This window comes from Streptomyces sp. NPDC096136 (assembly GCF_044763325.1).
Classification (GTDB): domain Bacteria; phylum Actinomycetota; class Actinomycetes; order Streptomycetales; family Streptomycetaceae; genus Streptomyces.
In genome coordinates this window covers 38,993-51,719 of record NZ_JBIWFZ010000035.1, presented here as the reverse complement: position 1 = coordinate 51,719, position 12,727 = coordinate 38,993, and the positions used below count along the sequence as shown (strand labels likewise).

Below are 12,727 nucleotides of genomic sequence, written 5' to 3'. Positions count from 1 at the left end.
CGGAACAACGCCACCTCCACCGCGAACAACGCCGGCTGGGTGAACCGCGTCTCGTCCAGCAGCTCCGCATCCTCCCCGAACACCACCTCCCGCAGAGGCCGTTCCAGGTGGGCGTCCAGGTGGGCGCAGACCTCGTCGAAGGCGTCGGCGAACGCCGGGAAGGCGGCGTACAGCTCGCGGCCCATGCCCGGGCGCTGGCTGCCCTGCCCCGAGAACAGGAAAGCGGTGCGGCCCGGTCCGTGGCCGGTGGCCGGGTCGGTGCCGCCGGTGACGACGTGGGCGGCGGAGCCGGCCGTGTCGTCGTCGGCCAGGGCGTCCAGGCCGCGGAGGAGTTCGGCGCGGTCGGTGCCGAGGACGGCCGCGCGGTGCTGGAGGGCCGCCCGGCCGGTGGCGAGGGAGTAGCCGATGTCGGCCGGGCCGGCCTCCTCGTGCTCCTGCGCGGTGAGGTGGGCGCTCAGGCGCCGGGCCTGGGCGCGCAGTGCGGTCGGGGTCTTCGCGGAGAGCAGCCAGGCGACGGGGGTCCGCGCCGCGGCCGTGGCGTCCGCCGTCTGGTCGTCCCGGGTGTCCTGCGGGTCCCCGGGGGTCTCGGCCGCGGCCGGCACGGGGGCCTGTTCGATGATCACGTGGGCGTTGGTGCCGCTCACGCCGAAGGCCGAGACGCCGCCGCGGCGGACGTGCCCCGGGGCTTCGGGCCAGGCCACGGGGGCGTCGAGCAGTTCGACCGAGCCGGCCGTCCAGTCGACGTGCGGGGTCGGGGCGTCCACGTGCAGGGTGCGGGGGAGTTCGGCGTGCTGGAGGGCCAGTACCAGCTTGATCACGCCGGCGACGCCGGCGGCGGCCTGGGTGTGGCCGATGTTGGACTTGAGCGAGCCCAGCCACAGGGGCCGGTCCTCGGGGCGGTCCTGGCCGTAGGTGGCGAGGAGGGCCTGGGCCTCGATCGGGTCGCCGAGCCGGGTGCCCGTGCCGTGGGCCTCGACGACGTCGACGTCGGCGGGCGCGAGCCCCGCGTCCGTGAGGGCCTGGCGGATGACCCGCTGCTGTGAGGGCCCGTTGGGGGCGGTGAGGCCGTTGGAGGCGCCGTCCTGGTTGATGGCGGAGCCCCGTACGACGGCCAGCACCCGGTGCCCGTTGCGGCGGGCGTCGGAGAGCCGTTCCAGGAGCAGCATGCCGGTGCCCTCGCCCCAGCCGGTGCCGTCGGCCGCGGCGGCGAAGGCCTTGCAGCGGCCGTCCGGGGCCAGTCCGCGCTGGCGGCTGAACTCGACGAAGATGCCGGGGCCGGACATGACGGTGACGCCGCCCGCAAGGGCGAGTTCGCATTCGCCCTGGCGCAGGGACTGGACGGCGAGGTGGAGGGCGACGAGGGAGGAGGAGCAGGCCGTGTCGACGGTCAGCGCGGGCCCTTCCAGGCCGAAGGTGTAGGCGAGGCGGCCCGAGACGACGCTGGCGGCCCGGCCGGTCAGCAGGTAGCCCTCGACGCCTTCGGGGGCCCGGCGCAGGCCCGAGGCGTAGTCCTGCCCGTTGGAGCCGATGAAGACGCCGGAGCGGCTGCCCTTGAGGGTGGCGGGGTCGATGCCGGCGCGTTCGAAGGCCTCCCAGGTGGTCTCCAGCAGGAGCCGCTGCTGCGGGTCCATGGCCAGGGCCTCGCGGGGGGAGATCCCGAAGAAGGCGGCGTCGAACTCGCCCGCGTCGTGGAGGAACCCGCCTTCGCGGGCGTAGGTGGTGCCGGGGTGCTGCGGGTCGGGGTGGTAGAGGGCGTCGAGGTCCCAGCCGCGGTTGGCGGGGAAGGCGGAGAGGGCGTCCTCGCCCTCCGAGAGGATCTTCCACAGGTCTTCGGGGGAGGTCACGCCGCCGGGGAAGCGGCAGCTCATCGCGACGATGGCGATGGGCTCGTCGTCGGCGGGCCGGGCGGCCGGCGCGGCGGCGGGCGCGGCGGCCTGCGGGCTGCCGACGAGGAGGGTGTCGAGGTGGGCGGCGAGCTCGGCCGGGTTGGGGTAGTCGAAGACGACGGTGGTGGGCAGCCTCAGGCCGGTGGCGCCGGCCAGCCGGTTGCGGAGTTCGATGGCGGTGAGCGAGTCGAACCCGGTGTCGCGGAAGGCCCGCTCGGGCTGGACGGCGCCGGCGCCGGCGTGGCCGAGGACCGTGGCGGCCTGGGTGCGGACGAGCTCGACCAGGGCCCGGAGGCGGTCGGCAGCGGGGAGTGCGGCCAGCTGTCCCGCGAGGGCGGGGCCGCCCGCGGCGGGGCCGTTCGGGCCGGCGGGCGCGGCGGCCCCGTCGAGGATCCGGCGGGCTTCGGGCAGGCGGTGCAGGAGCGGGTAGTCGCCCGTGGGGGCGAAGGCGCGGACGAAGCGTTCCCAGTCGATGTCGGCGACGGTGACGGCCGCGTCCTCGTGCTCGATGGCGCGGCGCAGGGCGGCGATGCCGAGGTCGGCGGGCATGGGGAGGATGCCGCGCCGGGTGAGGTGTTCCTCGGCGTGGCGGCCCATCATGCGTCCGCTGCCCCAGGAGCCCCAGGCGATGGCGGTGGCGGGCAGGCCCTGGGCGCGGCGGTGGTGGGCGAGGGCGTCGAGGTGGGCGTTGGCGGCGGCGTATCCGCCCTGGCCCCCGTTGCCGACGATGCCGGCGATGGAGGAGAACAGGACGAAGAAGTCGAGGCGGTGGCCGGCGGTGAGCTCGTGCAGGTGGAGTGCGGCCTCGGCCTTGGGGCGCAGGACGTGTTCCAGGCGGTCGGTGGTCATGGCGTCGAGGACGCCGTCGTCGAGGGCGCCGGCGGTGTGGATGACGCCGCTGAGGGGGTGCTCGGCGGGCAGGGAGCCGAGCAGCTCGGCGAGGGCGGCGCGGTCGCTGACGTCGCAGGCGGCGATCGTGGCGCGGCAGCCGAGGGCGGCGAGTTCCGCGCGCAGTTCCGCGGCGCCTTCGGCGGCGGGGCCGCTGCGGCTGGTCAGGACGAGGTGGGCGGCTCCGGAGCGGGCGAGCCAGCGGGCGACGTGGGCGCCGAGGGTGCCGGTGCCGCCGGTGACCAGGACGGTGCCGTGGGGGCGGGCGAGGGCGTGCTCGCCGGTGGGGGCGGCCGCGTCGGCGGTGGCGCGGACCAGCCGGCGGGCGAGGGTGCCGGTGGCGCGGACGGCGAGCTCCTGCTCGCCGTCGGGGTCGGCGAGCAGGCCGGTGAGGAGGTCGAGGGCGCGGGCGTCGAGGGTTTCGGGGAGGTCCACGAGGCCGCCCCAGCGCTGGGGGTACTCGGCGCCGGCGACCCGGCCGAGGCCCCAGAGCTGGGCCTGGGCGGGGTGGCGGGGCGGGTCGGCGGGACCGGTGGCCACGGCTCCGGAGGTGGCGCACCACAGGGGGGCGCCGATGCCGGTGTCGCCGAGGGCCTGGACGAGGGCGAGGGTGGCGGCGAGGGCGGCCGACACGTGTCGGCCGGGCGCGTCGGCGGGGTCCTCGGCCAGCAGGGAGAGCACTCCGGTGACCTGGTCGGCCTCCAGGGCGGCCTCGGCGAGCCGGTCGGTGAGGAGTGCGGCCGCGGTCTGCCGGTCGGGGTGGGAGGCGGGGTCGAGGGGGATGCGGACGACGCGGGCGCCGCGGGCGGTGAGGGCGTCGTGGACGGCGGTGGCGGTGGCGCCGTCCTGGTGGGCGGCGGTGGTGACGAGCAGCCAGGTGCCGGTGAGCGGGGCGCGGCTGCCGCGCCGGGCCCGGGTCTCGGTGGGGGTCCAGGTGATCCGGTAGCGCCAGCCGTCGATGCGCGCGGTCCGGGTGGAGCGGCGGCGCCAGTCGGCGAGGCGGGTGACCACGCTGTCGAGGGAGGCGTCGGGGGCCAGGTCCAGTGAGCTGGTGAGGGCATCGACGTCGGTGTTCTCGACGGCGGCCCAGAAGCGGGCCTCGTCCTCGCTGTGGGCGGGGCCGGTCTCGGAGGTGGTGGCCGGGGCGGCGGCGTCGAGCCAGAAGCGGCGCCGCTGGAAGGGGTAGGTGGGCAGGTCGGCGGGGCGCGGGCGCGGACCGGCGAAGGCGGCGGCCCAATCGGCGGGGACGCCCCGGGTCCAGGCCTCGCCGAGGGAGGTGAGGAAGCGGGCGGTGCCGCCGTCGCCGCGGCGCAGCGAGGGGAGGACGTCCACGGTGGCGGCGGCGTCCTCGGCGGTCTCCTGGAGGCCGATGGCGAGCACGGGGTGGGGGCTGCATTCGACGAGGACCTGGTGGCCGTCGGCGATCAGGCGGCGGGCGGCGGGTTCGAAGCTGACTGTGGTGCGGAGGTTGGTGTACCAGTAGGCGGCGTCGAGGGCGGCGGAGTCGACGGGTTCGCCGGTGACGGTGGAGTAGAACGGGACGTGCGGGGTGAGCGGGGTGATGCCGGCGAGGGCTTCGGCGAGTTCGGCCTCGATGAGCTCCACGTGGGCGGAGTGGGAGGCGTAGTCGACGGGGACCCGCTTGGCGCGGACCCCGTCGGCGGTGCAGGCGTCGAGGAGTTCGCCGAGCGCGTCGGCGTCGCCGGAGACGACGGTGGAGCGGGGTCCGTTGATCGCGGCGATGCCGAGCCGCTCGCCCCACTGCTCCAGGCGCCGGGTGACGTCGGCGAGGGGTTCGGGGACGGAGACCATGCCGCCGAGTCCCGCGAGGCGGGCGAGGAGGCGGCTGCGGAGGGCGACGACCCGGGCGGCGTCGTCCAGGCCGAGGGCGCCGGAGACGGCGGCGGCGGCGATCTCGCCCTGGGAGTGGCCGATGACGGCGGAGGGCTCGACGCCGAAGGAGCGCCAGAGTTCGGCGAGGGAGACCATGACGGCCCACAGGGCGGGCTGGACCACGTCGTCGGCGCTGTCGAGGGCGGGGGCGCCGGGGGCGCCGCGCAGGACGTCCTCCAGGGACCAGTCCACGTACGGGGCCAGGGCCCGGCCGCAGGCGCGGATGCGCTCGCGGAAGACGGCGGAGGTGTCGAGGAGTCCGGCGGCCATGCCGGCCCACTGGGAGCCCTGGCCGGGGAAGACGAAGGCGACGCGACGGCCGTCGGCGGCCGTGCCCCGGGCGGTGCGGGGCGTGGAGCCGCCGGCGGCGAGGGCGCGCAGGCCCTCGGTGAGTTCGGCTTCGGTGGCGCCGGTGACGACGGCGCGGTGTTCGAAGGCGGTACGGGTGGTGGCGAGGGCGTGGCCGATGTCGGCGGGGCGGGCGCCGGGGTGCGCGGCGGTGTGCGCGAGGAGGGCTTCGGCGCGGGCCGCCAGGGCCTCGGGGCTGCGGGCCGACAGGATCCAGGGCACGTCGACGGCGTCGGCGGGGGTGTCCGCCTCCGGGGCCGGGTCGGCCGCAGGGGGTTCGGCGGGGGCCTCTTCGAGGACGGCGTGGGCGTTGGTGCCGCTGATCCCGAAGGAGGACACGCCGTAGCGGCGGGGGCGGCCGGTCGCGGGCCAGTCCACGGCGTCGGTCAGCAGCCTGACCCGTCCGGCGGTCCAGTCCACGTGCGGGGAGGGGACCTGGGCGTGCAGGGTCCTGGGGAGGACGCCGTGCTGGAGGGCGAGGACGGACTTCAGTACGCCGGCGATGCCCGCGGCGGCCTGGGTGTGGCCGATGTTGGACTTGAGGGAGCCGAGCCACAGCGGCCGGTCCTCGGGCCGGTTGCGGCCGTAGGTGGCGAGCAGGGCCTGGGCCTCGATGGGGTCGCCGAGGCGGGTGCCGGTGCCGTGGGCCTCGACGGCGTCCACGTCGGCGGCCGTCAGCCCGGCGTTGGCGAGGGCCTGGCGGATGACCCGCTGCTGGGCGGGGCCGCTGGGCGCGGTGAGGCCGTTGGAGGCGCCGTCCTGGTTGATCGCGGAGCCGCGCAGGACGGCCAGGACCCGGCGGCCGTTGCGGCGGGCGTCGGAGAGGCGCTCCAGGAGGACCATGCCGGTGCCTTCGGCGAGGCCGAAGCCGTCGGCGTCGGCGGAGAAGGCCTTGGAGCGGCCGTCGGGGGCCAGGGCGCGCTGCTTGCTGAACTCGACGAAGGAGCCGGCCGTGGGCAGGACGGTGACGCCGCCGGCCAGGGCCAGGGAGCATTCGCCGGTGCGCAGCGACTGGGCGGCCAGGTGCAGGGCGACCAGGGAGGAGGAGCAGGCGGTGTCGACGGTGACGGCGGGGCCTTCGAGGCCGAAGGTGTAGGCGAGGCGGCCGGAGGCGACGCTGACGCTGTTGCCCGTCAGCAGGTAGCCGCTGATGTCCTCGGGCGCCTCGTGGAGGCGGGGGCCGTAGTCCTGGTTCATGGCGCCGACGAAGGTGCCGGTGCGGGTGCCGCGCAGGGTGGCGGGGTCGATGCCGGCGCGCTCGAGGACCTCCCAGCCGGTCTCCAGCAGGAGCCGCTGCTGGGGGTCCATGGCGAGGGCCTCGCGCGGGGAGATCCCGAAGAACTCCGGGTCGAAGTCGGCGGCTTCGGGGAGCATGCCGGCTTCGCGCTGGTAGTAGCGGCCGGGCCGGCCGGGGTCGGCGTCGTAGAGGCCCTCGACGTCCCAGCCGCGGTCGGCGGGCAGGGCGGACACGGCGTCGCGGCCCTCGGTGAGCAGCTGCCACAGGGCTTCGGGGGTGTCGGTGCCGCCGGGCAGGCGGCAGCTCATGGCGACGATGGCGACGGGTTCGTCCCAGGCGGCGGTGGTGGTGTCCTCGTCGGCCGGGTCCTCGTGGGTGCCGAGGGCCTCGGCGAGGATCCGTCCGGTCAGGGCGGCCGGGGTGGGGTGGTCGAAGACGACGGTGTGCGGCAGGGCGAGTCCGGTGGCCTCGTTGAGGCGGCCCCGGAGTTCGACGGCGGTGACGGAGTCCAGTCCGAGGTCGCGGAAGGCCTGTCCGGGGGCGACGGCGTCCGGGCCGGGCAGCCCCAGGAGGGCGGCGGTGAGGGAGCGGACGAGGGCGGCGGCGGTGTGCTCGCGCTCGGCCTCGGGCAGCTGGGCGAGCCGGCCGGCCGCGGCCGGGCCGTCGGCGGCGGACCGCTGGAAGGGGTAGGTGGGCAGCTGTGTCCGGCCCGCGGGGGCGGAGGGGAAGGCGGTCGACCAGTCGACGTCGACGCCTTGGACGCAGGCCTCGGCGAGGGCGGTGCGCAGGCGGCGCAGGCCGCCCTGGCCGCGGCGCAGGGTGGCGATGGTGACGGCGTGGCGTCCGGCGGCCGCGGCGGTCTCCTGCATGGCGGCGGTCAGCGAGGGGTGGGGGTTGATCTCCACGAGGGCCTCGTGGCCGTCGGCCAGCAGGGCGTGGGTGGTCTGCTCGAAGCGGACGGGGCGGCGCAGGGCCTCGAACCAGAAGCCGGCGTCCAGGGTGCGGCCGTCGACGATGCCGCCGGTGGCGGAGGAGTAGAGCGGGGTGTGGCCGCCGCGGGGGGCCAGGCCGGCGAGGGCGGCGAGCATCCGGTCGCGGACGGCGTCGGCGTGCGCCGAGTGGGCGGCGGCGCCGAGGCGTACGCCGCCGCAGCGGACGCCGTCGGCCTCCAGTTCGGCGCGCAGGGCGCGCAGGGCGTCGCCGTCGCCGGACACCACCTGGGAGCCGGGTCCGTTGTGGGCGGCGATGACCAGCCGGTCCGCCCAGGGGGCGAGCCGTTCCTGGAGCCGGTGGCCGGGCAGGCTCACGGCGAGCATGTCGCCGCCGTGCCGGGCGAGTTCGGCCAGGGCGTCGCCCCAGGCGTGGATGGTGCGGGCGGCGTCCTCCAGGGTGAGGGCGCCGGCCAGGTGGGCGGCGGCGACCTCGCCGATGCTGTGGCCGGCGTAGGCGCGGGGGCGGACCCCGTGGGCCGTCCAGGTCTCGGCGAGGGCGATCTGGACGCCGAAGGTGGCGGGCACGCTGACGTCGGGGGTGTCCAGGGCGGGGGCGCCGGGGGCGCCGCGCAGCACGTCGGTGAGGAGCCAGCCGGTGAAGGGGGCGAGGGCCTGCTCGCAGCGCAGGGCGGCGGTGCGGAACTCGGTTGAGGAGTCGAGGAGTTCGGCGGCCATGCCGGGCCACTGTCCGCCGATGCCGGACAGGACGAAGGCCGTCGGGCGGGCGGCGGCGGTGCCGCGGACCACGTCGGGGGCGTATCCGCCGGCGGCGAGGGTGGAGAGGGCGTCGAGGAGCCCGGCGGGGCCGTCGCCGAGCAGGACGGCGCGGTGCGGGAAGTGGTGCCGGGTGGTGGCCAGGGCCCGCCCCACGACGGCCGGGTCGAGGCCGGGGTGCGCGGTGAGGTGCTCGTGGAGCCCGCGTGCCCGGGCGCGCAGGGCCTCGGGGCCGGCGGCGGAGAGGATCCAGGGCACCGGCTCACCGATGGCGGCGTCGGCGCCGAGGACGGCGGCTGCGGAGGCGCGTTCGGAGCCCGTGCCGGCGCCGGCAGCGCCGTCGGCGGCGGGTCCGTCCTCGGGGCCGGGGGTGTCGGCGCCGGCGGCATCTCCGGTGGCATGGCAGGTGTCCGCCACGAGGGCGGGGGTGTCGGCCCCGGCGGTACCTCCGGTGGCATGGCAGGTGTCCGCCACGAGGGCGGGGGTGTCGGCCCCGGCGGTACCTCCGGTGGCGTGGCCGGTGTCCGCCGCGAGGGCGGGGGCGGAGCCCGGGCCGAGGTTCCAGCCGAGGTCGGCGGCCGCGGTGAAGCGGCCGTCGGCGCCGAGTACGGCGAGCACGCGGTCGCCGTCGGCCCGGGCCCCGGCGAGGGACTTCAGCAGGACGGCGCCGTAGCCGGCGGGCGCGTCCTGCGGTGCGCCCGGCGGGCGGACGCCGGGGCCGGCGGCCAGGGCGAGGGCGCTCTCGCCCCGGCCGAGGCTGTCGTGGGCCGCGCGCAGGGCGTCGGCGCCGGTGGGGAGGAGGCGCAGCAGCGGGGCGGCCGCGGCGGGGAGCCGCAGGACGGCGCCGACCGCGGCGGCGGCGTCCTCCTCCCCCGGGAGCGGTGCGTCTTCCTCGCCGGGGAAGGCGAGGAAGACGCCGGTGCGCGGCGCCGGGGCGGCGGCCAGGACGACTCCGGCGTCCTCCAGCGCCTCCCACCAGGCTTCCGCCGCGGCCGGGCCGTGCGGCAGGGCGTCGGTCCGGGCGGGGTCCGACGGGTCTCCGGTGGCGTCCGCGAGGAATTCCGCGTCGAACGCCCGGCCCGCGCCGGTGTCCTGCGGCGTGCGGTGCGCCGATCCGATCGCCACGATCACCTCGTGTGCGTCGTTCCCGGATTCCTCCGGCATCGCAACAGACTCGCGCATCATGTGTGCTCCATCGACCCGTTGAACTACTGCTGGTTTGCTGGTTCCGCAGCGCCTCGGGGCGTGCGGGCATGCCGGGGAGGGCCCCCGTGCTGTTCCCCCTGCGTGCCGGACCGGACGGCCCTTCCGGACCGGACGACCCCGCGGGCCCGGCGGACCGGCGCCCGCCGCCGGCTACGCGGCGGTGACGTCCTGGCGGATCACGCGCTCGATGTTCCGTTCGGCCAGGGCGGTGATGGTGACGAACGGGTTCACGCCGATCGAGCCGGGGATGAGCGAGCCGTCGGTGACGTAGAGGTTCTTGTAGCCGTTCACCCGGCCGTAGTCGTCGGTGGCCCGGCCGAGGACGCAGCCGCCGAGCGGGTGGTAGGTGAAGTCGTCGGAGAACGCCTTCAACTGCTTGCCGAAGAGGTCGTAGCGGTACATCGTCGTGTTCGCCTTGTTGATGCGGTCGAACAGCGACTTCGCGGCGTTGACGGCGGGGGTGTTCTGGTCGCGGGTCCAGCGCAGGGCGGCCCGGTCGGTCGCCGCGTCGTAGGCGAAGGTGCCGCGTTCGGGGTTCTTGGTGATCGCCAGGTAGAGGCTGACCCAGGTCTCCACGCCCGCCGGCATGGGGGCGATCTCGGCGAAGACGGGGTTCTGGGGGTTGTCCCAGTCGTCGATGCCCAGGGCGGGGATGGAGGACTGGTTGCCGCCGGTGGGGTTCCACACGTGGTTGGCGCGGGCGGTCATGATGTTGCCGTTCGGGCCCCAGCCCGCGCCGATCTCGGAGCTCAGGTTCGGCAGGGTCCCGGTCTCGCGGGCGCGCAGCAGCAGTTCGGTGGAGCCGAGGCTGCCGGCGCCGAGGAACAGGTGGCGGCAGGAGATCTCCTTGGTGGCCAGCAGCCGGCCGTCGGCGTCCCGCTGTTCGACGGTCAGCAGGTAGGTTCCGTCCTTCTGCTGCCGGATGGTCTTGGCCTGGTGCAGGGTCTCGATGGTGACCTTGCCGGTGCCCAGGGCGGCGGCCAGGTAGGTCTTGTCCAGGCTCTGCTTGCCGTGGTTGTTGCCGTAGATGACCTCGCCGCCCAGCGCGGACTTGGGGGCCTCCCCGGCCGCCTCGCGCCGCATGTGGTCGAAGTCGTAGACGTTGGGGACGTGGACGGTGCCCAGTCCGGCCTTCTGGGCCTGGTCGCGCGAGACCCGGGCGAACTTGTACCACTCGGTGCTCTCGAACCAGCCGGAGTCGATGTGGTTGACGCGGAGCATGGAGTTGGCGCGCGGGAAGTAGCGGGCGTACATCTCGGCGGCGTCGACCCGCGGCAGCACCTCCTCGAAGTAGGAGCGCTTCGGGGCCACCGCCATGCCGCCGTTGACGAGGGAGCCGCCGCCGACGCCGCGGCCCACGTACACCGACATCTGGTCGAAGTTGACCCGGTCCAGGACACCGGCGTACGGGTCGATGTCGCGGTTGGCCAGGTCGAGCCACAGGAAGCTGCCGAGGGGGGCCTCGGTGCGGTTCTTGAACCAGCTGGAGCGCTTGTCGGGCTTGAGCATGCCGGAGAAGACGTTGCCGTCGGGGCCCGGCTGGTTCCACAGCTGGCCCATTTCGAGCATGACCGTGCGGACTCCGGCCTCGCCCAGGCGCAGGGCGGAGACGGCGGCGCCGTAGCCGGTGCCGATGACGACGGCGGGGACGAACGCGACGCCGTCGGCGCGGTCGGCGGCCAGGGCCCGGGGGGCGCCGATGGTGGTGCTGCCCGCGAGGGCCGCCGCGCCGAGGGCCGTCATGCCGAGCAAGCGGCGGCGCGAGAGGTGCTGTTCCACGGTGGGTTCCTGACTTTCGGGATGACGATGGAGGGAACGGGCTGTGGTGCGTGGAGCGCCCTCGCACGGCGGGCGCGGCGGGGCGTCGGGGAAGCGGCAGGCCGGGGGACGCGGGCGGCCGGGCGCGGCGTCGTGGGTGACGCGGGGCCCCGCGCGGGGCGCGGGAGCCCTTCGGGAGGCGTCAGTCGGCGGTGTGCAGGGTGATCGCCGAGCAGGGGCACTGGTCGGCGGCCTCGCGCACGGCGGCGTGCGCGGCGGCGGGCGGGCCGGGGTCGAGCAGGAGCACGAAGCCCTCGTCGCACTGGTCGAAGACCTCGGGGGCGAGCAGGGCGCACATCCCGGCGCCGCAGCACAGCCGCCGGTCGACCCCGACCCGCAGCGGGCCGTCCGTCACCAGGCGACGGGCAGCGCGTACACGCCGTACACCTGCATGTCGTGGCGGAGGCGGATCTCCTCGGGCGGGCAGGCCAGGCGCAGCTGCGGGAAGCGCTCCAGCAGGGCGGTGAACCCGACCCGCAGTTCGATGCGGGCCAGCTGCTGGCCCAGGCACTGGTGGATGCCGTGGCCGAAGCCGAGGTGGCCGGCGGCGCGGCGGGTCACGTCGAAGGACTCGGGGTCGGGGAAGCGTTCGGGGTCGCGGTTGGCGGCGGCGAGGGAGACCATCACGACCTCCCCCTCCTTGATGAGGGTGCCCTCGATCTCCACGTCCTCCAACGCAGCCCGGGTGGGGCCGTGGTGGACGATGCTGAGGTAGCGCAGGCTCTCCTCGACGGCGCCCTCGATCAGCGAGGGGTCGGCGCGCAGCGCGGCCAGCTGCCCGGGGTGCTCCAGCAGGGCGAAGGTGCCGAGGGCGAGCTGGTTGGCCGTGGTCTCGTGGCCGGCGACCAGCAGCAGGAAGGCGATCGAGGTGAGTTCCTCGTCGGTGAGGTCCGGGTCGGCCGTGACCAGTCCGCTGAGGATGTCGTCGGCGGGTTCGGTGCGCTTGAGGCGCACCAGGCCGCCGAGGTAGGCCCCCAGTTCCAGGAAGGCGGCGGTGACGTCCTCGGTGGACTCCCCGAAGCTGCTCCAGACGTGGGTGTGGTGCTGGAAGGTGGCGCGGTCGGCGTAGGGGACGCCGAGCAGTTCGCAGATGACGAGGGAGGGAATGGGCAGGGCGAAGTGCTCGAAGAGGTCGGAGGGGGAGCCGAGGCGCTCCATCTCGTCGAGCCGCTCCGCGGTGATCTTCTCGATCCACTCGGTGAGCAGGCGCATGCGGCGGACGGTGAACTGCCCGACGAGCAGCTTGCGGTAGCGCTGGTGCTCGGGGTCGTCGTGCTGGATGAACATGCCGGGGGGCGCCGCCGGGGCCTCGTCCAGGGTCGCGGCGCGCGGGACCGGCGGGTGCTTGAGCTCCCCGCGGGCGCTGAACCGGGCGTCGGCGAGGACGGCCCGGGCGGCGGAATATCCGGTGACGAGCCATCCGAGGTGGCCGTCGGCGAATTCCATGCGCGTCAGCGGTTCGGTCCGGCGCAGCGCACGGGTCGCCGGGGGCGGGTTGAAGTATCCGTCCCGGACAGTGGTAAAGGTCACCGGTAAACCCTGGCTCATATATGCCCTTCCTTGGCTGGCCCTATCGCGGCCGAACCCCCCGGAAACGCGGCCTCAATACGGCGTCAACGCGTTCTTAACACGGCGCTCTGCAATTCGAACTCCGCAGTGCGCGCAGTTCGATCAGCGCCACCACGACGGTATGGAGACGCCGTGAAAGGTGTCAACGAAATCAATCCCCGGCGCACTAACCCTGT

The 12,727-nt window shown here is 75.7% G+C and carries 4 protein-coding genes; all 4 read right to left on the bottom strand.

The features are described 5' to 3' along the window. Positions 1 to 9,140: type I polyketide synthase (locus tag ACIRBY_RS37520; RefSeq protein WP_403909542.1), on the bottom strand; the 9,140-nt coding region annotated here is incomplete at its 3' end. 174 nt (positions 9,141 to 9,314) lie between these two features. Next, complete coding sequence (locus ACIRBY_RS37515; protein WP_403909548.1) at positions 9,315 to 10,907, bottom strand: GMC oxidoreductase; 1,593 nt, start codon at positions 10,905 to 10,907, stop codon at positions 9,315 to 9,317. Positions 10,908 to 11,124: 217 nt separating this feature from the next. After that, on the bottom strand, positions 11,125 to 11,337 hold the full coding sequence (locus ACIRBY_RS37510; protein WP_403909539.1) for a ferredoxin: 213 nt from the start codon (positions 11,335 to 11,337) through the stop codon (positions 11,125 to 11,127). Then, positions 11,334 to 12,512 carry a cytochrome P450 gene (locus ACIRBY_RS37505; RefSeq protein WP_403909536.1) on the bottom strand — a complete coding sequence of 393 codons (1,179 nt, stop codon included), beginning with the start codon at positions 12,510 to 12,512 and terminating at the stop codon, positions 11,334 to 11,336. Before ACIRBY_RS37505 ends, ACIRBY_RS37510 begins: the two co-directional genes overlap by 4 nt. Positions 12,513 to 12,727 lie beyond the last annotated feature (215 nt).